Source organism: Pseudoalteromonas sp. APC 3495, from assembly GCF_030407645.1.
Classification (GTDB): domain Bacteria; phylum Pseudomonadota; class Gammaproteobacteria; order Enterobacterales; family Alteromonadaceae; genus Pseudoalteromonas; species Pseudoalteromonas tetraodonis.
Genome location: NZ_JASDDA010000029.1, coordinates 12628 through 39109 on the forward strand (window position 1 = coordinate 12628; position 26482 = coordinate 39109).

22 protein-coding genes and 1 pseudogene are annotated in these 26482 nt (G+C 40.7%); 13 read left to right on the plus strand and 10 right to left on the minus strand.

Annotation, left to right across the window (positions count from 1 at the left end; genetic code table 11):
* Window positions 1-6 precede the first annotated feature (6 nt).
* The 4 genes and pseudogenes from QL984_RS12265 to QL984_RS12285 all read right to left on the minus strand — a co-directional run bounded on the left by QL984_RS12265 (window position 7) and on the right by QL984_RS12285 (window position 4333).
* Window positions 7-1236 (minus strand): efflux RND transporter periplasmic adaptor subunit, encoded by a 1230-nt coding sequence (locus QL984_RS12265; protein ID WP_290172825.1) that lies wholly within the window; start codon window positions 1234-1236, stop codon window positions 7-9.
* Window positions 1233-2493: pseudogene (locus QL984_RS18480) on the minus strand (TolC family protein). Before QL984_RS18480 ends, QL984_RS12265 begins: the two are co-directional and overlap by 4 nt.
* A 178-nt stretch (window positions 2494-2671) precedes the next feature.
* Complete coding sequence (locus tag QL984_RS12280; protein ID WP_013465764.1) at window positions 2672-2998, minus strand: hypothetical protein; 327 nt, start codon at window positions 2996-2998, stop codon at window positions 2672-2674.
* 189 nt (window positions 2999-3187) lie between these two features.
* A complete protein-coding gene (locus QL984_RS12285) occupies window positions 3188-4333 on the minus strand; it encodes an iron-containing alcohol dehydrogenase (protein WP_013465765.1) in 1146 nt (381 codons plus the stop codon).
* A gap of 183 nt (window positions 4334-4516) precedes the next feature.
* Here QL984_RS12285 and QL984_RS12290 point away from each other — a divergent pair, with 183 nt between their 5' ends.
* A complete protein-coding gene (locus QL984_RS12290; protein WP_024601309.1) occupies window positions 4517-5395 on the plus strand; it encodes an AraC family transcriptional regulator in 879 nt (292 codons plus the stop codon).
* A gap of 260 nt (window positions 5396-5655) precedes the next feature.
* Entirely contained in the window at window positions 5656-7122 is a 1467-nt protein-coding gene (locus QL984_RS12295) for a diguanylate cyclase (protein WP_290172828.1), read from the plus strand.
* 24 nt (window positions 7123-7146) lie between these two features.
* Here QL984_RS12295 and QL984_RS12300 read toward each other — a convergent pair whose 3' ends face one another.
* Window positions 7147-7569, minus strand: coding sequence for a VOC family protein (locus QL984_RS12300; RefSeq protein WP_024601311.1), 423 nt, complete (start codon window positions 7567-7569; stop codon window positions 7147-7149).
* Window positions 7570-7852: 283 nt separating this feature from the next.
* Here QL984_RS12300 and QL984_RS12305 point away from each other — a divergent pair, with 283 nt between their 5' ends.
* From QL984_RS12305 to QL984_RS12315, 3 genes are all read left to right on the plus strand, one after another.
* Window positions 7853-8158: a hypothetical protein gene (locus tag QL984_RS12305; protein ID WP_008111425.1), complete on the plus strand. Its 306-nt coding sequence runs from the start codon at window positions 7853-7855 to the stop codon at window positions 8156-8158.
* On the plus strand, window positions 8155-8538 hold the full coding sequence (locus QL984_RS12310; RefSeq protein WP_008111424.1) for a hypothetical protein: 384 nt from the start codon (window positions 8155-8157) through the stop codon (window positions 8536-8538). The genes QL984_RS12305 and QL984_RS12310 overlap by 4 nt, the downstream gene beginning before the upstream one ends.
* Before the next feature lie 143 nt (window positions 8539-8681).
* The gene (locus QL984_RS12315; RefSeq protein ID WP_290172829.1) at window positions 8682-10871 is read left to right on the plus strand and encodes a fasciclin domain-containing protein; all 2190 of its coding nucleotides are present in this window, start codon (window positions 8682-8684) and stop codon (window positions 10869-10871) included.
* Window positions 10872-10941: 70 nt separating this feature from the next.
* Here the strand turns inward: QL984_RS12315 and QL984_RS12320 are convergent, their stop codons facing one another.
* Together QL984_RS12320 and QL984_RS12325 are read right to left on the minus strand one after the other, a co-directional pair.
* The gene (locus QL984_RS12320) at window positions 10942-11766 is read right to left on the minus strand and encodes a sterol desaturase family protein (RefSeq protein ID WP_008111422.1); all 825 of its coding nucleotides are present in this window, start codon (window positions 11764-11766) and stop codon (window positions 10942-10944) included.
* Window positions 11756-12205, minus strand: coding sequence for an SRPBCC family protein (locus QL984_RS12325; protein ID WP_024601314.1), 450 nt, complete (start codon window positions 12203-12205; stop codon window positions 11756-11758). The genes QL984_RS12320 and QL984_RS12325 overlap by 11 nt, the downstream gene beginning before the upstream one ends.
* Before the next feature lie 96 nt (window positions 12206-12301).
* Here QL984_RS12325 and QL984_RS12330 point away from each other — a divergent pair, with 96 nt between their 5' ends.
* Both QL984_RS12330 and QL984_RS12335 read left to right on the plus strand, forming a co-directional pair.
* Complete coding sequence (locus QL984_RS12330) at window positions 12302-13300, plus strand: AraC family transcriptional regulator (RefSeq protein ID WP_290172830.1); 999 nt, start codon at window positions 12302-12304, stop codon at window positions 13298-13300.
* A gap of 93 nt (window positions 13301-13393) precedes the next feature.
* Window positions 13394-14155: a transporter substrate-binding domain-containing protein gene (locus QL984_RS12335; RefSeq protein ID WP_290172831.1), complete on the plus strand. Its 762-nt coding sequence runs from the start codon at window positions 13394-13396 to the stop codon at window positions 14153-14155.
* Here QL984_RS12335 and QL984_RS12340 read toward each other — a convergent pair.
* Window positions 14152-14562, minus strand: a complete 411-nt coding sequence (locus QL984_RS12340) for an NUDIX hydrolase (RefSeq protein WP_290172832.1) — start codon at window positions 14560-14562, stop codon at window positions 14152-14154. The genes QL984_RS12335 and QL984_RS12340 overlap by 4 nt on opposite strands.
* A 203-nt stretch (window positions 14563-14765) precedes the next feature.
* Here QL984_RS12340 and QL984_RS12345 point away from each other — a divergent pair, with 203 nt between their 5' ends.
* Together QL984_RS12345 and QL984_RS12350 are read left to right on the plus strand one after the other, a co-directional pair.
* Window positions 14766-16655 (plus strand): AMP-binding protein, encoded by a 1890-nt coding sequence (locus tag QL984_RS12345; RefSeq protein WP_024601318.1) that lies wholly within the window; start codon window positions 14766-14768, stop codon window positions 16653-16655.
* 119 nt (window positions 16656-16774) lie between these two features.
* Window positions 16775-18043 carry a mechanosensitive ion channel domain-containing protein gene (locus QL984_RS12350; protein ID WP_290172833.1) on the plus strand — a complete coding sequence of 423 codons (1269 nt, stop codon included), beginning with the start codon at window positions 16775-16777 and terminating at the stop codon, window positions 18041-18043.
* A gap of 2 nt (window positions 18044-18045) precedes the next feature.
* On the opposite strand, the gene QL984_RS12355 is transcribed toward QL984_RS12350, so the two are convergent.
* The gene (locus QL984_RS12355; protein ID WP_024601320.1) at window positions 18046-18930 is read right to left on the minus strand and encodes a LysR family transcriptional regulator; all 885 of its coding nucleotides are present in this window, start codon (window positions 18928-18930) and stop codon (window positions 18046-18048) included.
* A gap of 110 nt (window positions 18931-19040) precedes the next feature.
* On the opposite strand from QL984_RS12355, the gene QL984_RS12360 reads away from it, so the two are divergent.
* Window positions 19041-20183 (plus strand): alkene reductase, encoded by a 1143-nt coding sequence (locus tag QL984_RS12360; RefSeq protein WP_290172834.1) that lies wholly within the window; start codon window positions 19041-19043, stop codon window positions 20181-20183.
* Between the two features lie 257 nt (window positions 20184-20440).
* On the plus strand, window positions 20441-21628 hold the full coding sequence (locus QL984_RS12365; protein WP_290172835.1) for a GGDEF domain-containing protein: 1188 nt from the start codon (window positions 20441-20443) through the stop codon (window positions 21626-21628).
* 69 nt (window positions 21629-21697) lie between these two features.
* Here QL984_RS12365 and QL984_RS12370 read toward each other — a convergent pair whose 3' ends face one another.
* Window positions 21698-22225, minus strand: coding sequence for a hypothetical protein (locus tag QL984_RS12370; RefSeq protein WP_008111407.1), 528 nt, complete (start codon window positions 22223-22225; stop codon window positions 21698-21700).
* Between the two features lie 291 nt (window positions 22226-22516).
* Here QL984_RS12370 and QL984_RS12375 point away from each other — a divergent pair, with 291 nt between their 5' ends.
* Both QL984_RS12375 and katG read left to right on the plus strand, forming a co-directional pair.
* Complete coding sequence (locus QL984_RS12375) at window positions 22517-23857, plus strand: L-cystine transporter (protein WP_290172836.1); 1341 nt, start codon at window positions 22517-22519, stop codon at window positions 23855-23857.
* Window positions 23858-24172: 315 nt separating this feature from the next.
* Window positions 24173-26440 (plus strand): catalase/peroxidase HPI, encoded by a 2268-nt coding sequence (gene katG / locus QL984_RS12380; RefSeq protein WP_290172837.1) that lies wholly within the window; start codon window positions 24173-24175, stop codon window positions 26438-26440.
* Window positions 26441-26482: the final 42 nt, after the last annotated feature.

Sequence of the window (26482 nt, forward strand, 5' to 3'; positions counted from 1 at the left end):
TACCTCCTAGTGAGCGTGACTTGCGCCGCTTTTTAAAATATCGGCTTTGATCACATAGCTATTGGCAGTGACGTACTCGCTACCTGGGCTTAAACCTGCGATGACTTCAACCCACTCGCTATTTTTTGCGCCTAAAGTAACCGGGCGTACTTCAAACACATTATTTTTACGCACAAACACACTCGCCATGCCGTTAAACTCTTGAATAGCCTCAGGCTTTACACGCACGTTAGCATTAACCTTATCGATACTGACATCAGTATTAACATGCATGCCCGGACGCCAATGACCATCAGGGTTATTAAGTGCTATACGGGCACGTGCAATGTGCCCGCCGGTCATCATAGGCGCTATAAAAAACACCTTACCTTGGGCATTTAAATGGTGATGTAAATCGTACACCGTGGCACTTTGACCAATGGCTAGGTTTTCGATGTTTTCAGGAAAGGCTGAGAGCTCAACCCATACTTTATCAAGGTTCACGACTTGCATAAGCGCGCGAGTACTTGCCAGTTCGCCACGCTTTAAATATTGCTCGGTTACCACACCGCTAATGGGGCTTTTAATACTGTAGTTTTGTAATGTTTCACGGTTGGTGACACTGGCCAGTACCTCACCTTTTTGAACCGTTTGACCAATGCTGACAAAAATATCGCTGATCAATCCGGTATATGGCGCCATCACTTCTACTGTGCCGTGCTGTGTCGGTGCAATAACACCAAACAGCGTGTCGGAAATATCAACTTCGCCACTTTTTGCTATCTGCGTTTCAATACCCGCACCTTTAATCGCTCGCTCACTAAGCACAGTGCGGCCTTCGTGTTGGGTGTACTCAAAACTAACGTGTTCACCTTTATAATTGGCAGTAATGAAAAGCGAAAACGAATGTGGCTCATTTATGGGTTGCGTGCTAACAAGGTACTCATTCTCACGCGTAAATTGTATTTTTTGCGGCGCTTCTACTAATCGTTTTAAGTTCATTTCGATGCTTAAATCGTTTATATCTATCGGCTGATTTTGCTCATAACCATATACGCGCAGCTCAACTTTACCTGCCAATTCTCGCAGCTTTAACTCAAGAGTGAGCTTTGCGTTAGTTAATAAAAAGCCGCCATGGGCACCTTGTTTTTGGGATTGCTGCATTTGCCCATGCTCTGCTGAGGCAAATACATGTGTACTTATAACGCTCGTTGTAAACGAAAGAAATATTAATAGTGCGATAAACGTGTTGTTCATGATTGAAAAGTCCCAGTTAAAGATTGGCCAGTTAAACGCTCAAGAGTAAGGTGCGTTTGATATAGCGCTGCATAGGTATTGATAAGTGCGCGTTTAGAGTCAAATAGAGCTTGTTGAGCATCGAGCAATTGCAACACCGAAATTTGTCCGCGTTGATAGCTTTTTAAACTTTGCTCAATGAGTGTTTGGGCTTGTGGAATAACCTGCTCTGATAGCAACTGCGCCTGTAACGTTTTGCCTTGGTAATAGGCGTACAAGGTACGAACTTGTTGGCGTAACTGAACCCGTAATTGCCCTTGCTGCTCACGTAACAATGCCAACTGACTGTTAGCCGCTTCAAAATTACCGCTATTTGGGTTACTCAATTGCAATGGCATAGAAAACGAAAACAGCAACGAACTGGTATCGCTTTGCTGATTGTAGCGCAGGCCCGCACCTACATTAATGTCGCTTTGCCCGTTAGCTTTTTGCAGCGTTAAGTTGGCCGCTTGCTGTAAGTATTGTTGCTGCAACATGGCAAACTCAGGCGCTTGGTTAACTGCATTGAGTAACGCTTGCTCAGATTTAAGCGGTATTAAGGTAGCCATATTTCCTGCGAAATTCGTGTAGTCATGTTGCTCATTCCACAGCTCATTGAGCGATAAACGCGCTCGCTCAAATTCGCTATTTAGCTTAGCTTTCTCAAGCTCAACTTGGCTTAGCGCATAACGCATAACGCATACGGGTTACATCGGCTTGCGATACAGCGCCAGCGTTAGCCCGTTGCTTTATTGCTTTGAGAGCTTGGCTCACCACGTGTTGTCGTTCGCTGTTAAGCGTAAGTAAGGTTTGAAATTTAAGCGCCTCGTAATATCGCTCACCAGTGGTTGCTAATAAAGCTAACCGAGTATTTTGATATTGTATTGCTTGGGCTTTAATGTTCGCCGTTGCGTAATTTATACGGCTTTGGCGTTTATCTCCAAGCTCTATAAGCTGGCTAAATGACAAGGTTATTTCAGCCCCTTGCACACCACGCGCATCGTTAGTTCCTAATAGGTTTTCGGCTTCTACATTTAAGACAGGATTAGGCGAAAGCGCCGCTTGAGATTTAAGCGCGCTGAGTATTTTTTGATGATAAGGATAGCGCTTTAATAGCGGATTTTGTTGCTCGGTATTTATCAACGCTTGTTTTAGGGTTAACGTTTTAACATTTGCAAACGCACTAAAAGCAGGTAGCGCGCACAGCATCACCACCAGCATAATTGGTTTTTTATTCATATAGCTTGTCCGTTTTTTAATAAACAGAGTTCACTTGCAAACCATTGACAACCTACGCTAAAAATAGCGACAGTGTAAAATAGTTAGCAATTTAAACATGCCTATATCAGCCCATAGAACGCTTACGCGCAGGCAGCTAAAAGCACAATAATTAATTGAAATTAAATTAAATTAAAAACTAGCTAAATGAATTCGGTGGGGGTACATCAGGTGGATAATTTAAACCATGGTAATACACAAGTACTGAGGGTTTACTTTGTTGAGGAATAATAGCGTGACTAAGTGTGCTGTAATAGCCACAGTGACAATGTTGGTGTGCATGAATCTCAACCGGTGGCTGATTATCGCTTTGTCCTTGGTCATTATCAGCGGTTATAGTGTTTTGTGATAATGCGTTACTTACATGCTCAACGTCTTCTTGTAAATGGTATGCAGCGCCATCACAACTTATAAAGCTGTGCACAAGCACGAGTAACATGACCATTAACAAACGATTTGAGCGCATAATTTAGCTATCTTCTCAGCCTAAAATTGACTTAAATAAACCTAACCAATTGAAGCCACATAGTATATTAGCGACAAACGACAATAAAGGGCTTTTTATCAATTAATGGCGCCAATTGCGTTTACTGAGGTTAACTATAAAACAAAAAACCACCGGCTTTAACAGCCAGTGGTTTTTTAAAATTAACGCTTAAGCAACCGCGTGTTCTAAAATTTCACGGCTTTCTTTTAGCGTAATCGCTTGGTTTTCACCAAGGGCAACCATGCCATGTGCTTCTAGTTTGCCAATAATATTATCAATGGCAGCCGCTTTATCATCACCATGTTCAGTTAGCTGTGTTGCAACCTCAAGGCTGTGGTAAAACGCTTCAATCGCTTGAATTGTTTGCTCCGCTAAATCGTCTGTTTGCTCAAGGCCAAATACGTTTTTACCCATTTGCTCTAGTTTCGCTTTTTTAACTGCAAATTGATTGCGCAATAAAGAAGGCTGAACAATAGCAAGCGAACGCGCATGGTCAACACCATAGGCAGCAGTAAGCTCATGACCAATCATGTGGGTTGCCCAATCTTGCGATACGCCAGAACCAATTAAGCCATTAAGTGCTTGGTTAGCTGCCCACATAAGGTTTGCACGCCATGCATCGTCTTGGTTTTCAAAGTTATCGCCCAGTGTTTTGAGCGTTTTTAACAGTGCCTCTGCGTATCCTTCTTGTACCAATGCGCCTTCAGGGAACGTAAGGTATTGCTCACAAGTATGCACCCACGCATCAACTAAGCCATTTACAAGCTGGCGCTGTGGTAATGTTTTCATTACATCAGGATCCATAATCGCAAATTTAGGCAGTACTTCTGGTGAAGCAAACGGCAATTTTTGCTTAGTCGCTTCTTTGCTTACCACTGAGTTTTGATTAGATTCAGAACCTGTAGCTGGTAGCGTTAATACGGCACCAATTGGTAATGCGCTAGTAATTGTATGCTTACCAGTAGGAATGTCCCAACCTTCGCCGTCGTATACTGCAGAAGCCGCAATGTATTTAACGCCGTCTATTACAGAGCCGCCGCCGACACCTAATACAAAGTCGATATCTTGTTCTTTACAAATTTTAACCGCTTGGTCAAGTACTTCAATTGTTGGGTTAGCACCCACGCCCGAGAATTCTACCCAATCAAAACCTTCAAGTGCGGCAGCAACTTGGTCATACACGCCGTTCTTTTTAATTGAGCCGCCGCCATAAACAACTAATACTTTTTGATCTTTTGCGATCAAGTCGCTAAGTGCGGCAATTTGCTGTTGGCCAAATTGGATGAGAGTGGGATTTACGTAGCTAAATTTCATTATTTTGCTCCTAGGTGACGGTTAATTTCATAATGCTTTACTTAGTCACATATCAAGTAAAGCTTTGATGGATGCATATTAGTAGCAAAGTTAATATATAAAAAGCCCAATAACTGCCTAAAGCTTGCCTAAAACTACCAGCACTGTTATTTTACGCAAAATATTTTAATTACAGATACTTTTATGCCCATCATAGCCAAAATGTTGCAACAATACGCCGAGCACAATAATTTACTAAGCTTTGAGGGCACCATGGAAACAATTATTCCTGGGGTGTATTTTCATCGCGCTACCAAAAGTTCACCGCGCCAGCCGCTTATTTATAATTCAGGCATAATCGTGGTTGGCCAAGGCCATAAAATAATTCATTTCCCAGAACATCAAATAAAATACGGAGAAGGTGATTACTTGGTACTAGGTGTACCTGTCCCATTAGAGTGTGAAGCGTTTACCGATAATGACTTACCGGTTATGGGCATAGCTATAGATATAAACCCTGTCATGTTGCACAAGCTGGTTAATCAGATGATGCAGCACCAGCCTTTATCTGTCTCCAGCGCGAACATTGGCGCAGTACAATCAGCAAAGCTAGACTGCGCAATGGAGCAGGTAACATGTAGGTTACTAACGGTTTTAAATAATCCACTTGAGGCTGAGGTATTCGGCGAAGATATAGTAAAAGAGCTAGTGTATCGTGTCCTTTGCGGCCCCCAAGGGAATACTTTAATAGGCCTAGCTATGCATGATGGCCATTATGCGCGTATAGCTCGCACACTAGCAACGATGCATCAGGACTATGCAAACCCTATTACTGTTGAAGGTTTAGCAGAAGAGGTAAATATGAGCGTATCCTCTTTTCATCGTGCATTTAGACAGGTAACGTTTGAATCTCCCTTACAATACTTAAAAAAAGTACGTTTAGCTAAAGCAAAAGAGTTAATTACCACAGCGGGCAGCAAAGCAAATGAAGCTGCTTTTAAGGTAGGTTACACCAGTGCATCACAGTTTAGCCGTGAGTTTAAACGCCACTTTAATAAAACTCCGAGTGAAATACAGTTATAAAAATAAGATTTACCCATTCATGCGCTATATCAAACTTTATTATTAACTTTTACTAGCAAAGATAACACGCTTTGTTAATATAGGGTAACTGCCATTTTTATAACCCTACTATGCTCAATAACACCGTAACAATAAGGAAGCACTTACATACAACCACCTCCTTATGTATTAAACTTTGCGGTGCTTTATTTTTTATTTTTCTTATCTGCAATACAGCTATTGCAAAAGATAGCTGCAATTTAAAATCTATTACAAACAGTGTGTCCATTCCCTTATCGCAAGGTATTGCTGCAGACATAAAACTAGAAAAAGGCATTAACCAATTTGAGTTGGTATGTACGCTAAACCAAAGCGGTGTTTTTACGTTTACTCGCCCTGCACTTGAAAGTTTTTCGTGGCAACAAAATAACCAATTAAAAGCCCCTTTAAAAACAAATCAAATGGCTATTTTAATGGAACAAGGCAGCTTTAATGCAAAGCTAACTTTAACCACTACTGCCAGCTATAATCCCCGGTTTACTTGGCTAGACTCACAGCAGTTTATTGAAAAGGTGCAGTTGTACAATTTAATATTTGGGGTGTTTTATGGATTATGCGCAACGCTTATTTTTTATGCTTTAATAATAGGTTATGGCATTAAAGACGCTATTTTTAAACTGTATGGCCTCTATCTTTTTTGTATCGCTAGCTTTATTTTTTTACAAGAAGGCCAGCCCTATTTATTTACCAATGGCTACTTTTCTGCATATATCAGCCACCTTTATACATTAAGCATTGGTTTAACTATAGTCAGTGCTACTTGGTTTATGAGCGCACTATTAGAGCTACCTGAGTATTGGCGCAAATTAAGTTATGCATTAAAAATTATCGCGTTATGTGTACTGACTTTGTGCTTACAAAAAATAGCTTTAGATTTACCCGCTATTACTAATATCACCACAATCGTTACTGGCTATTTGTCACTACTGATTGTGATGACCATTTTTATACTCTCAGCTGTGCAAGCTAAACAAGGCGTTAACGAAGCCAGCTTGGTATTTATTGCCTTAAGCTGTGTATTTATCAGCATGATATTTAGAGTGTTACTAACCGAATACAGTCCTTTTATACAGCGTTATGGGTTTGTGATTGCTTTTACGATTGAATCTCTGCTTCTTGCTATTGCAGTTGGTAAGCGAATTCAACGGCTCAGTTATGCTAAAAAACAGGCTGAACAGCACGCTAATTACGATCATCTTTGTCATATTTATAACCGCCGAGGCTGGAGTTTAAAAGCCAATGAGTTATTAAAAAAACACGCTCAACGTGGTGGCGTATTGTGTTTTTTATATATCGATTTAGACCGATTTAAAGCAATAAATGATACCTACGGCCATGATGTTGGCGATAAAGTACTTTGCACGGTGGCAGAGTCAATTAGTCAGCATATGCGCAGTGAAGACGCAGTTGGCCGCTTAGGCGGAGATGAGTTTGTGGCTATGGCATTATTTACCAGCAAAGATAAAATTAACCAGCGAGTTGCGACCCTTGAACAAAAATTAAATGCGCTTAGCTTAGAACACCAAGGCAACACCATCGCTATTTACGCAAGCGTAGGGCAAATAAACTATAGCGAAGCGCCTAAAAATTTAGATGAGGTTTTAAAAGCCGGTGATGAAGCAATGTATCAAAAAAAGTCATTACGAAAAGCGCAGGCTAAGCAAACCTACACTAGAGAAAACGCCTAAAGTAATCGTTTAGGCGCATAATCATTACTCGCCTTTTTTGAATAAGACTTCTGGGTTTACCATGGTTTTCATTTCTAAAACGTTACCATTTGGATCTTCAATAAAAAACGTTTCTTGCTCAAATTCATCACCTACAAAACGGCGGTAAGGCTTATCTAAATATTCGAGACCAGCAGCCGCAATCCGAGTTTTTAACGCCTGAAATTCATCTTCAGATAAGTGAATACCAAAATGCGGTACAGCTACTGCGCCCATATCAACATCATGACGCACTGTTGGTAAGCGCTCTGTGCTTTGATGAAGCGTTAACTCGTTACCCCAAAAATCAATGTCTACCCATCGCCCAGCTTCACTATTACCCGTTTTACAACCAAGCACGTCACAATAAAACGCTTTCGCTTTTTCAAGATCACCAGCTGGAATAGCCAAATGCAAACAGTTAGACATAAATTACCTTAGGTTATAACTTTTAATATATGAAATATGCTGCATTATACATAATTTGTAATTTATAGAACATTAACGGCATTATTTTTAGTCATTCATTGCGTACATTTAATTTAAAGCCACGGTTATTTGCTCTTTTGGAAGCCATATATCGCTTTTAGTCTTAAATCGTCGATTTTAACTATTAAAGCTAAAACTGAACCTTTATGATGTGCGCCTTATGACTAAATTCATACTTTTAAAATTCATCACCTTTTTTATCGGCTGCTTGTCGTGCTTTATAATGCATACCACATTGGCATTACCTATTGTTGTGTCTGCTGCTTTAACAGGCCTTATCGGCTCATTTATTCCGTTTCCTGCACGTTATCAAAACCACCCTTATGCCTCCATTTATGCAGGTAGTTTTGCCGGTATGTGTTCCACCAGCTTAATTAGCAACTATTGGGAAATCGCTATTATTTCTGCCATTGGCGCTGTTTTATATACACTAACACTTAATGTATTTGCAGGATTTGGCGGACGATTAGGCAGTATTGCATTTGCCAGTGTAGCCCTGTTTGTTTTAGCTAAAGGATTGCTGATATGACTATTACATACCCAGTATTAGCCTTGGCTGGTGCTTTTTTTACCTTTTATTTAGCAAAGCATAACCGCTTTGATGCCATAAGAGCCTCCGCTGCACTCTCAATTATTGCCTATTTGATTTTTGCACAGCTGAGCCTCAACGCAGAACTCTATAGTATCGTTTTTTTTGGCGGCACCTTTATTGGCATGAGCGCCCCTCACCGCTTTGGTGTTTATACGCTTGCCAGTTCAGCAATTATATTTTCATTGTTTTTTGCCTATTTGGTTCCCATTCTTGATGGCTTTGGTGGCGCTTTGGGAATTAGTGCATTTTTATCAGTGTGTATTTGCCACCTTTTTATTTTACTGGGTGCGCCTCGCAGTAAAAAAACTAAAATTTAAGACTTACTTGAATAAAAGTTCAATTAAATCTTACACCTATTAAATCGTACAAAAATAATGCTCCTTTTTTTGATCAATACAGAGTTTGGCTACGTAGAGTTCACAAAGCTGTAACACTGTAACATTCAATTAAAGGAAAAATTATGAATAAAGTATTTAAGCTCGGTGCTATCATACTTCCCTTGTTACTCATTCAAGGTTGTAGTAGCGACGACGATAACAACGCCCCTGTCACTGTAGATCCACAACCAGCAGTTTCTGTTTTTGATGCCGCACAGGACTCTGGAGAATTCACTACCCTTGTTGCAGCTTTAGAAGCAACAGGTCTAGATGAAACACTAGACGACTTAACTAACAGCTATACCGTTTTTGCTCCTACTGATGATGCATTTGCGTTATTAGGTGAAGAAACTATCAATAATTTATTAGCTGATCCTGATACTTTAAGCTCAATTTTAACTTACCATGTGATCTCTGGCAGAGTAGATGCGCAAGCAGCAATTGGTTTAGCTGGGTCAACCGTTGAAACGGTAAACGGACAAAGTATTGCACTGTCTTTAAATGGTGAAAGCTTATTAGTTAATACCAGCACGGTAACAATGACCGACATTAAAACCGACAACGGTATTATTCATGTTATTGACGCAGTACTTACACCAAAAACGGTTTCAGAAACACCACCAACCAACAATATTGTTGAAACAGCTCAACAAGCAGGCAACTTTAGTACTTTGCTTGCCGCACTTGACGCTGCAGGCTTAACATCGGCACTGGCGGATACGTCGAAAGAGTTCACCGTTTTTGCGCCTACCGACGCTGCATTTGAAGCAATTGGTAGTGGTTTTTTAAATACACTGCTGGCAAACCCTACCGTTTTAGCGGATGTTTTAAAGCAGCATGTACTTGTTGGGTCAGTTGATTCAGTCACTGCAATGTCTTTAAACGGCCAGTCAGCTGAAACGCTATTAGGCAATACACTTCCAATTGCGATAAACGCAGATACAAATATGTTGTCGTTTGGCGGTGCAAACATCATTGTTAAAGATATTATGACTTCTAACGGTGTTATCCATGTAATCGATTCGGTTATTATTTCTGATGTAACCTTACCGCAAAGCGCAGGAACAATTGCTGATATAGCCAGTGCAAATGGTAACTTTACCACACTTCTTGCTGCGCTAACGGCAACAGGCTTAGATACGTTAGTTGCTGATCCAGATAACACTTTTAGTGTATTTGCTCCTACGGATGATGCATTTGCAGCGCTCGGTCAGGATACAATTAATGCGCTGTTAGCTGATACAGATACACTTCGTGATATCTTGCTTTACCATGTATTCCCTGACGCCACTGTTTTATCTGATGACGCTGTAGCCATTGCTAATAGCAATAGTAACAAAGTAGAAATGGCCAATGGCGACATGGCTGCTATTTCTTATGTAAATAGCTCGCTATTTATCAATGATTCGGCAATCACAGAGGCAAATGTAACCGCTAGCAACGGCGTTATTCATGTATTAAATAAAGTGATTATGCCACCGGCTGAAGTCGGCACACCAACTAAAACTATTGCAACAGTTGCCACAGAAACGCCTGCATTATCTACATTAGTAACAGCACTGCAAGCAGCAGGGTTAGTTGATACGTTTAACGATACCACTCAATCATTTACTGTATTTGCACCAACAAATGCGGCATTTAGTAAAATCCCTTCCGCTGATTTAGATGCCTTATTGGCTGACACCGCTGCACTAACAGATGTTTTGACTCAACATGTATTAGGCGCTCAAGTTGGAAGTACCGATGCATTTGCAGCCAATGGTAAAATGGTCACTACACTTGCTGATAATATGCTAAGCGTAAACGTGGTAGATTTTACCAGTACTGAAAATACAGCAACAGACAGCGTAGCTTATGATGCAACAAATAATCGTTTAGTAACGGGTATGGCCGATGCAATGCCTGGTAAAACCGTGTATGTATTTGATAACGACTTAGGTGAGGCAATGAGCGTATGTGAAGCAGCTTGTGCAACAACGTGGCCACCCGTGTTAGGCACTGCGGCATCGATTGAAAATATTCCGGGTTTATCATTGATTGCTCGCTCAGATGACAGCATGCAAGTAGCTTACCTTGGCCGCCCTTTATATACCTTCTCAGGTGATACGGCAGTTGGTCAGAATAATGGTCAAGCTGTGAACGATATTTGGTGGCAAGTAAGCTTACCGGCTACATCACTACAAGTAGCTGGCAGCAATGTAACAACCACTGATATTTACACTAGTAATGGCGTTGTACACTTAATTGATACAGTGATCACAACGGCCAAATAACTAAATTTTACTGTGAGATAAGCCAGGAGTGATGCTATTTGCTCCTGGCTTTTTTTATATAAAAATGGGCTTACTTATTACTACTTTGAGAGCTTGTTGGGTAGCCAAACAACACGTTTAACTTGGCTTTTAACCCTTTAGCTTGGTAAGTACTTTTAAATAAATACTGCCACTGATGAAAGGTGATTTTGATTGGGTTATTACTGTTTAATTGACCAATAATGCCGTATTTACAGGGCTTGTTTTCATCCTCTTCTACATAAGTGCCAAATAATTTATCCCAAATAATTAAAACGCCAGCGAAGTTTTTATCTAAGTAGCCATTATTTATAGCGTGGTGCACCCGATGATGCGATGGGGTATTAAATAATGCTTCAAACCAACCGAGCTTTTTTACCACTTGCGTGTGTACAAAAAATTGATAAGCCAAATTAAGTGCCACCACCGCAAACACAATCACAGGCTCAAAGCCTATTAATATCATCGGCAACCAAAATAGCCACATTCCCGCCAGCGGATACATTAAACTTTGCCTAAATGCCGTGGTAAAGTTCATTTTAGTAGAACTATGATGCACTACATGAGCGGCCCATAACCAATGAATATGATGTGATGCACGATGAAACCAATAGTATAAAAAGTCTTGCAGTAAAAAAGCGCCTAATACAGTAAATAGCGTCAATTCAATATCAAATAGCCGAAACTGATACAACCAATAAAAAAACGGCATTAATAATAATAACGCAATGGCATCAGCGCCTTGATGTAATAAAGCAAGTAACGCGTTGGCTAAGCTGTCTTTTATATCGTAGTAACGTCTAAATTTTATAAACTCAACCCCTACAAACAGCAAAAAAATAGGGCTCAGTGCCAATAAAATAATTTCAATGCTCATGACGTTTCTCCTGAAAATAGCTGGCTATTTTTTTAAGTGCTTGGCTAACATCTTTTTTTATAAAAAAAGCCAGTATAAAGTCGGGTAACCACAAAGGCGCAATACAACGAATATGGTAGCTGATCTCGGTGAGTGATGGCTGAGTATTATTAGCTTTTAAGTAAATATCACCACGGTGCTGTGCAACGGGTTTATCCCCTAAAATGCGGTAACAAATGTGGCTATTATCGGCCGTTATTATTTGCTCCTTAAATGTTGTACCTTGCATTTTTATTTGTCTAATGGTGCCTTTTCCACCACTTATTTCACCAAAGTCTTGCGGTGTTAACACTTCAAACTGCGCATTAAAAAAGCGCCCCAAATCAGCATGCGCTAATAATAAGGTGCGTAATTGTTCAGGCGTTGCTGCCACACTATGTTTAACGTTTATCTCAATCATTGTGTGCCCCATATTATTTTTATAGATCTCTAGCATATAAAAATATTGCATGGCAAACTTGCGATTAGATGACTGTTTTTTAGCTTTAGGCGACAAATGAAAACCTTAGCCGATCATTACTTTTCTAGCTGTTTGGATTATCTTCAAAGCAAAGGATTAGATAGCAAAGAGATACTAACGGCCATTGAATTTGATGAATATACAAATAAGCAAACACAACAATTAGCACCACGTATTAGCTTAAAAAGCTATAATGCGCTGCTTAGTTATGCACAGCAAACGCTAGATGACTCCTTATTCGGGTTTGAATTAGGAAAACAAATACGTACCGCTGATTTTGGTGTACTTGGGTATTTAATTGAATCGAGTACTAATCTAGCCAGTGCCATTACTGCACTACTGAGTTACGACAGCCTAGTGGCTAACATAGGGCGTGCTGAGTTTGAACAGCAACAAACACTTTGCAAGGTAACTTGGTTAGCAGACCCACAGTGCAGCCCACAGGCCGTATTACGAAATATGACCGCGTGGGTAAGTGTTATACGCCAACTGCTTAATCCTCAGCTTTCGCCTAGTTGCGTTTATTTTACAGCACATTTTTCAGACAGTGAGTTACAACAATTAGCGCAATGGTTTAATTGCCCAGTAAAAGCTGGCGCTAACTTTAATCAAGTAGAGTTTCCAAGTAGTTACTTAACCCTTCCTTTTAAAACCGATAACTCCCAGATTAACGCTGTGCTAAAGCAAATGTCAGAGCAACAGCTATCCCAGTTTAAAAGTCAGCAATTATTAACAGAAAAAATTAATCATATTTTAATGGCTAAATATGATTTGCAGGACTGTTCACTGATCAGAACGGCTAGTGCTTTAAATATGACCCCGCGCACAGTGCAACGTCATCTAAAGCAAGAAAACACCAATTTTGCCGCTCTTCTTGAGCGAGAGCAAAAACGCCGTTTGTTAACATATATTCCTCATTATTCGCTAAGCAGTATTGCAACTATGTTGGGGTTTAATGATCAAAGCTCTTTTAATCGCGCCTTTAAGCGCTGGTATCAATGCTCACCTCGTCAATTTATAAAAAACAATAATTAAACAATTTGATTACCTAAAACACACATTTAACGTGTACCTTTTTATTGATTTTATTTACACTAGCCTCATGTATTGCTTTAAAGACAATTATTTATGCGTTTGCGTATGATGTTAACTGTTTTTGTATTGGTTTTTTATAGTGCGGTCTGTCACGCAAACCCGGTTACCTTCATCGCTGAAGATTTGCCCCCTTATCATTTTAAAAACCCTCAAGGTGAAGCGCAGGGTGCCTTAGTAGATATCGCTAAAGCAGTATTAAAAGGCACGGCTTTAACAGCAACGTTTGAAATAATGCCGATGGCGCGTATGTTTCAACAACAACAAGCCAATCCTAATGCCATCATGCTGTCACTGTTAAAAACGCCAAACAGAAACAGCCAGTTTAAGTGGCTGGGAAAAGTGTATTTTGCAGATGCATACCTAGTAAGTTTACGCAGTCATAACGATGAAGTGATTCACTTAAACTTTGCCAAAGAATACAAAGTAGCCACTATTCGCGGTTATTCTGCGCAGGCTTATTTAGAAGCTCAAGGCTTTACTGAAAGTGAGAATTTAGTCTTAGTCAGTTACTACCAGCAGCTATGGAGAATGCTGTATAAAAATCGTATCGATTTTGTGGTGACTAACACCCTCACTCTTGAAAACGAGTTAAAGCGAGCAGGGCTCGACCCAAGCTTAATTACTAAGCGTATACATTTAGATGAGCTACCTTCTTCTCTTCACTTTGCAGCAAGTAAGCAGCTTAACCCGCAAACAGCGAAAATCATTACTGATAGATTAAACGCGATAAAAGAAAGCGGTGAATACCAACAAATTTTAAATAAATGGCAGCTCCCTATTCCAAAGCGCCTTTAGTCTTGAGTAGGTAAAACGCCTTGCGTTAAGTAATTTTTCAATGAAGTAAATAAAGGTGAAGGTAAGTTATTAATATCGCACCAACGCCACTGTAAACATTTGTTAGGCTCTTTATTCACAGGCTCGCCACCTTGATACTTTGCCTGCATATATAAGGTAATATAGTGCTTGTTCTCAGCGCTAAAAATATCGTTGGTAAAATCGAGTTTACGAATATTAGTAACAGTAAGCCCTGTCTCTTCTGCGACTTCGCGCACTGCACATTGCTCAACCGTTTCACCAAATTCTAAATGCCCCCCAGGGGTTGCCCAGGTATTTGCACCATGTGCGCCTATTCGCTCACCGAGTAAAATTTTATTATCATGCATTACTATCACTGCAACGCCTACTCTGACAACTTGACTCATTATTACCACATTAAATAGTTCATCATTTTTATATGTTACCTCATTTAAATCATCAAACTAGTCGTTAGTTCGTTATAAACCATAGCGTTAGCTAAAAACCACACAATCCGTTCATTATTTAACCGACCATAGTCGAATATCACTCCTGATAAAAAGCGCTTAGTTTTAAATAAAGTTATATTAAATTTTGCTCAGGAGCCTTTATGTCAGGTGAATACAAACAACACTACAACGAGTTTAAACAAAACCCGGCAGCGTTTTGGTTATCGCAAAGTAAACGCCTCCCTTGGTACCAGGCTCCCGAAACAGCTTACACACAAGATGAAAACGGTTTATATCACTGGTTTGCCGACGGCCAACTTAATAGCTGCTTTTTAGCGGTAGATCAGCATGTTATTGCAGGCCATGGTGATGAAACAGCGTTAATTTATGACTCACCCGTAACCAATACCGCGCGCAGCTACAGCTACTTTGAACTGCAACAAGAAGTCGCTAAATTCGCAGGAGTAATGCAGTCTTTAGGCGTAACAAAAGGCGACCGCGTGGTTATTTATATGCCCATGATCCCCGAGGCCGTAATTGGTATGTTAGCCTGCGCCCGCATCGGCGCTATTCATTCGGTCGTATTTGGCGGGTTTGCAGCGCATGAGCTTGCCGTAAGAATTGATGACGCCAAGCCTAAGTTAGTACTCAGTGCTTCTTGCGGTGTGGAAGTGAATACCGTAATTGAATACAAAGAGTTACTTGATAACGCGCTCGAATCAGCCTCGTATAAAGTAGAAAATTGTATAATTTATCAGCGTGAGCAAGTAACTGCACCACTTATGCCTGAGCGTGATATTGACTGGGCTGTTGCAATGCAAACAGCTACTGGCGTTGATCCCGTTCCGGTAAGTGGCGATCACCCGCTTTATATTTTATACACGTCAGGCACAACGGGTACTCCCAAGGGGGTTGTTCGTGAAAATGGCGGCCATGCCGTGGCCATGCATTACAGCATGGAAACCGTATACGGTATGAAACCTGGTGACGTGTTTTGGGCCGCTTCGGATATTGGTTGGGTTGTAGGCCATTCGTACATTGTGTATGCCCCGCTTATGTACCGCTGCGCCACTATTTTATTTGAAGGTAAACCAGTTAGAACCCCAGATGCCAGTGCATTTTGGCGAGTGGTTGAACAGTATAAAGTAACGGCTTTATTTAGCGCACCGACAGCCTTTAGAGCGATAAAAAAAGAAGACCCTAATGCCGATGGGTTTAAACAATACGATACTTCAAGTCTGAAACGCTTGTTTTTAGCTGGCGAGCGCTTAGATCCTCCCACCTACGATTGGCTCAAAGAAAAAACAGGCCTACCTGTGCTTGATCATTGGTGGCAAACAGAAACTGGTTGGGCGATAGCCTGTAATCCTGTCGGCATTGAGCACCTACCTACAAAAGCAGGCAGTTCAACGGTTGCGACTCCTGGGTTTGACGTACGTATTTTAGATATGAATGGTGACGAATGCGCCCCCAATGAACAAGGTGCAGTCGTTATTAAACTGCCCTTACCGCCAGGATGTTTACCCACTATTTGGCAAAATACCGAGCGCTTTAAAGCCGGTTATTTAAGTGAATATGAAGGCTATTATCTTTCTGGCGACGGCGGTTATATTGATGATGATGGCTACCTATTTATTATGGGCCGCACCGATGATGTGATTAATGTCGCGGGGCATCGTTTATCAACCGGTGAAATGGAAGAAATTGTAGCCGCTCATCCCGCGGTTGCTGAATGTGCCGTATTTGGTGTTAATGATGCGCTCAAGGGTCAAAACCCCATGGCCATGGTAGTGTTAAAAAATGATTTTCATGGATCGCATAAAGAAGTAGAGCAGCAATTGGTGCGAACCGTGCGTAATCAAATCGGCGCTATTGCGTGTCTTAAAAATATTATGTGTGTAGAGCGCTTACCAAAAACACGCTCAGGTAAAATTTTACGCAAAAACTTACGTCAACTTATTGATGGTGAAGAACTACAAATTCCATCAACCATTGACGATCCGAGTATTTTTGAGGAGTTAACTCTGCAACTTGCTGAAAATAAAATATAAATATTATTTTTAAAACGTCTATTTAAGCGCGGCTTAAATAGACTTTTCTCGCCCCATCTGCTTAACTAGATTTCATTAAATAGATGAAACTCACGCAAATAAATCTCTTGGGAATATAAATGACTGAAATACGATCGCAGCTGCGAGAATTTTTACTGCAATGGTTTAGTCTTTATTTTCCTGGGAGTGCGCATTTATGGTACAACATATTAGTACTGTGCTGGGTTGGCTTATTTGCGCTCATATTGCACCTCATCTTAAGGTCAGTTTCAAAACGACTACTTAAAGGCCGCTTTAGTGATAAAGTTGTTCAAACCGATACCCACACGCCTGCCGACTTAGCGCTTAAATTAACACGTAATATTTCCTTTGTTTTACAAGGTGCTGTGGTTGTTATACAAGCTAGGCTCTGGGTTCCAGAAGGAACGGCTTTTTTACATATCATTGAGATGTTTACTGATCAGTGGATCATTTTATTTGCACTGCTCTCGCTGTTTTCTATGCTCAATATTTTTCAAGCAATATCTGACAGGCAACCCATTGCAGCTCACTTTCCATTACGTGGTTTTTTACAAACAATTAAACTGATCGCCAGCGTATTAACCGGTATTTTAGCGATTTCATTATTAATGAATAAATCCCCGTTAATATTACTCAGTGGTTTAGGTGCGCTATCGGCTGTACTGCTACTGGTGTTTAAAGACGCTATTTTAGGGCTGGTGGCCGGTATTCAGCTTTCAGCAAACAATATGCTTGCGGTTGGTGATTGGTTAGAAATGCCCAAATACGGCGCAGATGGCGATGTGATTGATATAGCCTTGACCACAGTTAAAGTAAGAAATTGGGACAAAACCATTACCACTATTCCAACCTATGCGCTAATTTCTGACTCATTTAAAAACTGGCGCGGTATGTCAGAATCCGGTGGGCGGCGCATAAAACGGAGTATCCATATAGAAATGAGCAGTGTGCGCTTTTTAGATGAGCAAGAAATCACCGCGCTGAAAAAAGCAGATTTATTAAGTCACTACCTCGAAATTACCCTACCGGTTATCAACGAGCAAAATACCACGAAAAAAATAGATATGAGCTGTACGTTAAATGGTCGTCGGCTCACTAATGTTGGCACATTTCGTCATTATTTAGTCGCGCTATTAAAACAGCATCCACATATTCATCAGGGAATGACACTGATGGTAAGGCAGCTAGAGCCAACTAAAAATGGCTTACCCATTGAGATTTATGCATTTACCAATACAACTAATTGGGGTGAGTATGAAAATATTCAGTCAGATATATTTGACCATATATTAGCGATATTACCCGCCTTTTCGTTACGTGCCCATGAGGCACCAACAGGGAACGATATTCGTCAACTAATTAAATAGTACTAAATCCGTTTTAATTGCGCTATTAACCACTGGTGAATATCGCTGTTATTTGAACGTGGATGCCACGCTGCAATCACCTTAAATGGCGGTGGTAATAATTCAACTTCAAGCTGTTTCACTTTGGCGTTTGGCAGTAAACGCGATGGGTAAAAAGCAATTAAGTCAGTACTGCAAAGCAAATCGGGGACAAATGAAAAGCCAGGCACTGACATAACAATATTGCGCGCATAACCCTTATCAGCAAACCATTGGTCGTGAGAGCCTCGTAAGTTAGCACGTGACGCTGAAACCACTAATTGAGGGTGTGCGGCCACTTCAGCAAGGCTCAACGTCGATGAAGAAAACACCGTGTTTTTCCCCGCAATACAAATATGTTGTTCTTCAAATAATGTGTCATAGATTAAGTTTGCAGGGATAAATTCAGGAAAACTAATTAATAAATCCAGCTCTCCTGCACTTATTAATTGATTAACATTATCAGAGGCAAAGTCACGAATAATCAGCTTTAATCCTGGCGCTTCGCGTCTTGTTATTTCTAATAATTGTGGCAAAAGAGCTGCTATAGCGTAATCAGTCGCACTTATTGTAAATACGCCCTTGTAGCTACTTGGGATAAATTGTTTAGGTATTAATAACGCTTCTACCTGAGTTAATATTTGATTAATGGGCTTCTCTAGTGCAATTGCTTTAGGTGTTGCAACCATTGTATTGCCTTGGCGAATAAAAAGCCGATCGTCAAATAAGTCACGCAATTTTCGCAGCTGCTCACTAATAGCCTGCTGGGTTAAGCCCATTTTGCGGGCCACATCCGACACATTTTTTAGTTTAAGTAATGCACTCAATATTCGTAATTGTTTTATATCAAGCCGAGATATACCATTCATAATTGTATCTTAAACAAAAAAGCATTGTTTCAAATTGTACCTTTTAATCCCTATGCTCACCAGCATTGTAATTGGCGCTAAACAGCATTATTAATTTAAAAGGTATTAAAATGAGTCAACCAAGTAAAAATATCGACAGTCTATTTTCATCAATCAATTTAGGCCCATACACACTTAAAAACCGTATTGTAATGCCGCCACTTACACGCTCACGCAGCACAGTTCCTGGCAATATCCCCAACGATGTGATGGCCACATATTATGCACAGCGTGCTAGTGCTGGTTTTATGGTTACCGAAGGCACTCAAATTGAACCAAGAGGACAAGGGTATGCCTGGACACCGGGCATTCATTCTAATCAACAAATAGCTGGTTGGAAAAAAGTAACTGATGCAGTACATGCAGAAGGTGGAATTATTTTTGCTCAACTTTGGCATGTTGGCCGCGTTTCACACACCAGCTTACAGCCTAATGAAGCCAAACCTATTGCCCCCTCAGCTCTAATAGCTGATAGCGTTAAAGTCTTTATTGAAACAGGACCGGCTCAAGGCGCTTTAGCCAACCCAAGTGAACCACAAGCTTTGACAACCGATGAAGTAAAAGAGCTTGTTGGCATGTATGCACAAGCTGCCCGTAATGCGCTAGAAGCGGGGTTTGATGGCGTAGAACTGCATTGTGCTAATGGGTATTTAGTAAATCAGTTTATTTCTGAGCACACCAATAAACGAGATGATGAATACGGCGGCTCTCTTACTAATCGCCTGCGCTTTTTAAAAGAAATTGTCGCGGCAGTAAGTGACGTAGTAGGCCCTGAGCGCTTAGGGGTTAGATTTGCGCCCTTATTTAGCAGTACTGATGAAACCCGTGTTTATTTAGGGTTAGTAGAATCAAACCCGCATCATACCTACATTGAAGCGATTAAAGTACTTGAACAAGCCGGTATTGCTTACCTTTCAATTGCAGAAGCTGATTGGGACAATGCTCCTGATTTACCAGAGCAATTTTATCAAGCAGCTAGAGCTGAATTTTCTGGGCGTATTATTTACGCTGGTAAGTACACTGTTGAAAAAGCGGTGGCGATGTTAGCTAAAGGCTACGGTGATTTATTTGCTTTTGGTCGCCCTTTTATTGCAAACCCTGATTTACCAGCGCGCATAAAAAATCAATGGCCATTAAATGAAGCCGATGCATCCACTATGTATGGCGGGACTGAGCAAGGTTACAGTGACTACCCTTACTACAAAAACGATTAATTAATAGGCCATGGATGGCCTTATTCAATGTTTAAACGCTTTTTACATCGTCTCCCACCTTGTTGAATTTAATCTGCTCACTATTTTTACATTTACTAAAATGTCATACATTTGGTTAAAAAATGTCGATAAAAAACATTAAAATTAGTTTTAAAGTATTGTGTTTAAATAATTAACAAGCATTAAAGTAGTAATATTTTTTATATATCAATACAATAAGCTTTTATTTTTTTAGGCATCGGTCTTTGGAGCATGGGTTGTTAAAATTAGCAGGAGTTAAATCAACTTCTTTGAGTCTTTTAGCCGTGTGTGGATTATTTTTGTTATTAACTCAATTTCAAACCCAATGGCAAAGTAAGCTCTCTCTTATTAATAATCTTGTTTATCCATTACTGATTATTACCGCTATATTTGCCACTCAGTTTAATCGAAGTCGAGTTGCTATTTTGTGCGCGTTTTGGTTACTTTATTTATGTTCACTTGAGTATGCTTTGCCCTGGTCAAGTTGGCTTAAAGCGCAATCTGATTGGGTTTTACTATGCGCTGCAAGTTTATTAATGTTGTTAGCCGTGATAAAAGATCGCGCACTTTTATCAATACACACTGCGACCCGAACCTTATTAATTATTCTATGTGGCGGCGCAGCATTTGCGTGGCTGGCACTGAGTCTGCATTTACAAGGGCTATCATTACAACCTTCTGTTTATACTCAACTGCTTCCTTATTTACCCATAGCTTTACCACTGTCGCTCATTGGCAGCTTACTCATTTGGCAAAGCGTAAGAACACATAACCTGACGCAAACGGCGTTACTCATCACTTTTATTGTGTGGTGCCTTAACCAACAACATGTTATTGATTTTCCTTGGTCTGTCATTGCTGTATTTATGGCTTCTCTGTATTTATTAGCGGTGAGTACCGACTCTTATTATTTAGCTTACAGAGACGATTTAACGAGCTTACCAACGCGCCGCGCACTTAATCAGCTTGCTCTATCATTAGGGCGAAAATACACTGTTGCTATGCTCGATATTGACCACTTTAAAAAATTCAACGACACCTATGGCCATGATATTGGCGACCAAGTACTTAAGCTAGTGGCAGCAAAAATGAGTGGCGTTAAAGGGGGTGGCAAGATTTACCGCTATGGCGGAGAGGAATTTACCGTTGTATTTCCAAGAAAAACAGCTGAGCAGTCAATTCCTGAACTAGAAACACTGCGTCAAAATATTGCAACTTACGACATGGTGATCAGAAACCCAAAACGCACCGATAAAAAATCTCGCAAAGGTAAACAGCCAAGCGACAATAAAACGGTGAACGTGACTGTTTCTATTGGCGTAGCACAAAGAACAGCAAAACAAACCTTTGACGAGGCTCTAAAAAATGCTGATTTAGCGCTTTATAGAGCTAAAAAGAAAGGCAGAAACAACGTAAGCGAATAATGCTTTTATAACGTGGCACGCTAACGTTTAGTCATAGCGTGCCCAAAGGCAACTAATTTTATCTGCAAACTATTGCTTTTCAATCACTGCTTTTAAATTATTTAACGCGGAGACCGAAAAGCCACGGTCGTAAAAGTAAATAATTTTGCCACTCTCATCAAGCAGTATTACGCGGCTGTTATTCGGGTTTTCGTTACCAGTAAATGCCTGAACCTTATCGCCATCTTTGTAAATTGTGATCACCCCACCCCACAACTCTTTTGGGATCCCTTTGCGCATACCGCTATCGATTAAGGTACTAAACATGCGAGGAACCATACCCTGAATAGTGGGCAACTCATAAGCGGTCACATTCACTGCGCTCATATCTAAACCAATAAGCCAACGATCAATATCAAACTGGCTATCTTGTTTATAACCAATTAACAGCAACGTATTGGGGTTGTTAAAGTCCTCAGGAATGGTGAATGACTTTTGCTCTAAGCTTTCTCCCGTCACAGTAGGAAATTGCTTACCAAGTAGTGCTTGGTTTGGGTATTGGGTTGAACACCCACTAACCACTAAAACCATCACCAGTGCCATTATTGCCTTTAACATACCTCTACTCCCTCTTTTAAATAAAAACTAAAGTGAACAAATTAACTTATTACCGCGTACTAAGGTTACGATTTTAACTGTAGTTAAGATCTTACTTTCATCTAGTAAACGCCATAAATTAAAGAAAATACAATCATATGGGTTAATTTTTTCAACAATGTGCTCATTCGTTATACTTTAATATTATTACTATATTCATTTTAATTCTATACCATAGCGAAAGCGTATTTTGTTAACGTCTTACAAAGCGTTAAAGTGCCGCGCTAATTCACAGCTATAAAAGAGGGTACTATGTCGCTTGCTGTATTATTAATGTTGGCATTATTTGTCGGTTTGCTGTTCGCGATTTATCTTTTTTCGCAAAAAAGCAGCTCTTTATCTCGTACCGTTTTATTTGGCTTAGTGCTTGGTAGCACCTTTGGCTTAGCCCTACAGTTTTTATTTGCCCACTCTCCAGAGACGATTAAAGAAATACTCAGCTGGGTAAGCGTGGTGGGTAAAGGCTATGTCGGTTTATTAAAAATGATCATCATGCCATTGGTATTAATTTTTATGATTGCCGCAGTGGTAAAGCTCGAAAACCAAGGCTCTTTAGGTAAAATATCATTTATTAGTATTTCTGTTTTACTCTTTACCACAGCAATTGCCGCTTTGGTGGGTATTGCTGTCACCTATGGATTTGACCTCAGTATTGAAGGGCTTGTTTCGGGTACTCGAGAAGCCGCTAGAATGGACACCCTACAAAGCAAAGCTGCGAATGTAGCCGACTTAAGCGTGCCGCAAATGCTACTGAGCTTTATTCCTGAAAACCCCTTTGCTGATTTAAGTAATCAACGTTCAACCTCTATTATTGCCACGGTTATATTTGGTGTCCTTGTTGGTATAGCTGCACGTAAAGTAATGCTGGAAAAAACAGAACTTGCCAGCCCAATTCGTAACGGTGTAAACGCCCTACAAGCTACGGTAATGAGCTTAGTTCGCATGGTGATTGCACTAACGCCTTATGGTGTTGCGGGCCTAATGGCAAGCGTCGTGGCAAACTCTAGCAGTAACGATATTTTAAATTTACTTGCCTTTATTCTTGCCTCGTATGTAGCTATTTTATTGATGTTTGTTGTGCATGGCTTATTGCTTAGCTTTGTGGGTGTAAATCCAAAGCATTATTTTGAAAAAATCTGGCCAGTACTGACCTTTGCATTTAGCTCACGTAGCTCAGCGGCCTCCATTCCTATGAATGTCGATGTGCAAATTAACCAGTTAAAAGTACCTCCGGCAATTGCAAACTTATCGGCTTCTTTTGGTGCCACTATTGGTCAAAACGGCTGTGCTGGTATTTATCCTGCGATGCTCGCAATGATGGTTGCGCCAAGTGTGGGGATAGACCCACTTACATTTGAGTTTATTTTACCGCTAATTGGTATTGTGGTTATTAGCTCGTTTGGTATTGCAGGTGTTGGTGGTGGTGCTACCTTCGCAGCGTTGGTTGTATTGCCTACCATGGGATTACCTATAGAGGTTGTGGCTTTACTTATTTCTATTGAACCCTTAATAGATATGGCACGCACAGCACTCAACGTATCGGGCTCTATGACCTCAGGTGTGATCACCAGTAAATTAATGAAAAATCAATAACACAGATTTTAATCTAATAGCCCAGCCTACGCTGGGCTTTTTTATGTCTGCCACTTTCAAAGCTCTTTAGTGATTTGTTTATTTAATCATTTAACTTTAATAAATCATTTTTATAGATTGTATCAATCGGTTTATTTCGCACACGGTTTTTAGCCCCTCTACTATACTATTCGCACTGCTTAGTCATTCAAGCTTTGTAAACAACAACTTGAATGGAGTAAAAGCTCACTAATTTTTAAATTATTAGATTCTATTTTTAATAATAGTAATACGCTTTGTATATAACGAAATTCGTTAACTTTAAGGAAGCTGACAATGAAAAACCGATCATTTACTAAAAAAGCACTTGTTGGATTTATAAGTATGGCACTTATGTCTGGCTCTGCTTTTAGCCAAGAAAAACCACAAATGTCTAAGCCACAAGGTGCTGTTGGCATGGGTGAGGCTAAAATGGGCGCAACCAGAACAAACCAATTTTGGTGGCCAGATCAACTAAACCTATCTCCTCTTCGTGATCATGATCTACGTTCTAACCCTTATGGTGCAGACTTTAATTATGCAGAGGCATTTAACAGCCTAGATTTAGACACAGTAAAAAGTGATATTGACGCCCTACTTACGCAATCTCAAGACTGGTGGCCAGCGGATTTTGGTAACTATGGCCCATTTTTTATTCGTATGACATGGCACAGCGCAGGCACCTACCGTACGCTTGATGGCCGTGGTGGCGCAGGCGGTGGTCAACAACGTTTTGAACCGCTTAACAGCTGGCCAGACAACGTAAGCCTAGATAAAGCACGCCGTTTACTTTGGCCAATTAAACAAAAATACGGAGAAGCACTTTCATGGTCAGACTTAATCGTATTAGCAGGTAACGTTGCTCTAGAAAACATGGGATTTGAAACCTATGGTTTTGCCGGCGGGCGAACTGACGACTGGGAACCAGACATGGTTTACTGGGGTCCAGAAGTAGAAATGCTTGCCAGCGACCGTGAAGATGCCAGCGGCAAATTAGAACGCCCATTAGGTGCAACGCACATGGGTTTAATTTACGTAAATCCTGAAGGCCCTAAAGGGGTTCCTGATCCAATTGGGTCAGCTAAGAACATTCGAGTTGCGTTTTCTCGCATGGCGATGAACGATGAAGAAACACTGGCACTTATCGCCGGTGGTCACACCTTTGGTAAAATGCATGGTGCGCACAAACCTAAAGACTGTGTAGGTGCAGAGCCTGCTGCAGCCGGTATTGAAGAGCAAGGGTTAGGCTGGAAAAACAAATGTGGTAAAGGCCACTCTGAAGATACCGTATCTAGTGGTTTAGAAGGCGCATGGACACAAGCACCTACCCGCTGGTCATCACTGTACTTAAGCAACCTACTTAACTTTGAGTGGAAACAAACTCGCAGCCCTACAGGTGCCATTCAGTGGATCCCAACGGATGAATCGTTACACAACGCTGTACCTGACGCTCATATTAAAGGTAAGTTTAACGCACCGGTAATGACTACGGCCGACTTAGCATTAAAATTTGACCCAGAGTATCGCAAAATTGCTGAGCGCTTTTTAAATGACCCTAAAGAGTATCAACTGGCCTTTGCTAAAGCATGGTACAAATTAACTCACAGAGATATGGGACCACCACGTAACTTTTTAGGGAAAGAAGTTCCTAAAGAAGACTTAATTTGGCAAGACCCAATTTCAGCAGAGACTAAATCAAACATTGATGCTGGTGCTGTGAAAAAGCTTAAAGCCGCTATTTTAGACTCAAACTTAAGTGTACCTGAGTTAGTACGTGTAGCCTGGGCTTCTGCTGCCAGTTACCGTGACTCTGATATGCGAGGCGGTGCCAACGGTGCACGCATTGCGCTTGCTCCACAAAAGGATTGGGCGGTAAATAATCCGGCCGAAACCGCAAAAGTACTTAACGTATTAAAAGCGATTCAAGCCGACTTTAATGATAGTTTCTTTAGCAAAAGCCAAGTGTCACTAGCCGACCTGATTGTGTTAGGTGGTAATGCAGCGATTGAAAAAGCAGCGAAAGATGCAGGTTACACAGTAGATGTACCGTTTAATGCTGGCCGTGGCGATGCTACGCAAGCGCAAACTGACGTTAATGCATTTAGTTTATTAGAGCTGCCAGCCGATGGCTTTAGAAACTACTTTGATGCAGAAAAAAGCTATAAATCGCCAACTGAAATGCTAATAGATAAAGCGGATCAGCTTGACCTAACCGTGCCAGAAATGACCGTGTTAGTAGGCGGCTTACGTTCGCTTGATGCAAACTACAAAGGCACTGACTACGGCGTATTTACTGACAAGCCAGGCACTCTAAATAACGACTTCTTTGTTAATTTATTAGATATGTCGACGGTTTGGAAAAAGTCATCAGATGCGGGGATTTATCAAGGCTTTGATCGTCAATCAGGCGAGCAAAAGTACACTGCTACTTCGGTTGATCTGATTTTTGGTTCAAATTCAGAACTACGTGCAGTTGCTGAGGTGTATGCCTTTGATACATCAAAGCAAAAGTTTGTAGAAGACTTTGTTGCGGCATGGACTAAAGTAATGAACTTAGACCGTTAATTACCATTAAGTAATACAACCATAGCGCTGCAATTAATTGCA

Bases quoted from the DNA above. Each gene is read 5' to 3' on its own strand.
- QL984_RS12265 (WP_290172825.1), bottom strand. From the start codon at position 1,236: ATGAACAACACGTTTATCGCACTATTAATATTTCTTTCGTTTACAACG.
- QL984_RS12340 (WP_290172832.1), bottom strand. From the start codon at position 14,562: ATGAGTCAAGTTGTCAGAGTAGGCGTTGCAGTGATAGTAATGCATGAT.
- QL984_RS12320 (WP_008111422.1), bottom strand. From the start codon at position 11,766: ATGAGCATTGAAATTATTTTATTGGCACTGAGCCCTATTTTTTTGCTG.
- QL984_RS12330 (WP_290172830.1), top strand. From the start codon at position 12,302: ATGAAAACCTTAGCCGATCATTACTTTTCTAGCTGTTTGGATTATCTT.
- QL984_RS12325 (WP_024601314.1), bottom strand. From the start codon at position 12,205: ATGATTGAGATAAACGTTAAACATAGTGTGGCAGCAACGCCTGAACAA.
- QL984_RS12280 (WP_013465764.1), bottom strand. From the start codon at position 2,998: ATGCGCTCAAATCGTTTGTTAATGGTCATGTTACTCGTGCTTGTGCAC.
- QL984_RS12335 (WP_290172831.1), top strand. From the start codon at position 13,394: ATGCGTTTGCGTATGATGTTAACTGTTTTTGTATTGGTTTTTTATAGT.
- QL984_RS12305 (WP_008111425.1), top strand. From the start codon at position 7,853: ATGCATACCACATTGGCATTACCTATTGTTGTGTCTGCTGCTTTAACA.
- QL984_RS12360 (WP_290172834.1), top strand. From the start codon at position 19,041: ATGAGTCAACCAAGTAAAAATATCGACAGTCTATTTTCATCAATCAAT.
- QL984_RS12370 (WP_008111407.1), bottom strand. From the start codon at position 22,225: ATGTTAAAGGCAATAATGGCACTGGTGATGGTTTTAGTGGTTAGTGGG.
- QL984_RS12355 (WP_024601320.1), bottom strand. From the start codon at position 18,930: ATGAATGGTATATCTCGGCTTGATATAAAACAATTACGAATATTGAGT.
- QL984_RS12300 (WP_024601311.1), bottom strand. From the start codon at position 7,569: ATGTCTAACTGTTTGCATTTGGCTATTCCAGCTGGTGATCTTGAAAAA.
- QL984_RS12285 (WP_013465765.1), bottom strand. From the start codon at position 4,333: ATGAAATTTAGCTACGTAAATCCCACTCTCATCCAATTTGGCCAACAG.
- QL984_RS12345 (WP_024601318.1), top strand. From the start codon at position 14,766: ATGTCAGGTGAATACAAACAACACTACAACGAGTTTAAACAAAACCCG.
- QL984_RS12375 (WP_290172836.1), top strand. From the start codon at position 22,517: ATGTCGCTTGCTGTATTATTAATGTTGGCATTATTTGTCGGTTTGCTG.
- katG (WP_290172837.1), top strand. From the start codon at position 24,173: ATGAAAAACCGATCATTTACTAAAAAAGCACTTGTTGGATTTATAAGT.
- QL984_RS12350 (WP_290172833.1), top strand. From the start codon at position 16,775: ATGACTGAAATACGATCGCAGCTGCGAGAATTTTTACTGCAATGGTTT.
- QL984_RS12290 (WP_024601309.1), top strand. From the start codon at position 4,517: ATGCCCATCATAGCCAAAATGTTGCAACAATACGCCGAGCACAATAAT.
- QL984_RS12315 (WP_290172829.1), top strand. From the start codon at position 8,682: ATGAATAAAGTATTTAAGCTCGGTGCTATCATACTTCCCTTGTTACTC.
- QL984_RS12310 (WP_008111424.1), top strand. From the start codon at position 8,155: ATGACTATTACATACCCAGTATTAGCCTTGGCTGGTGCTTTTTTTACC.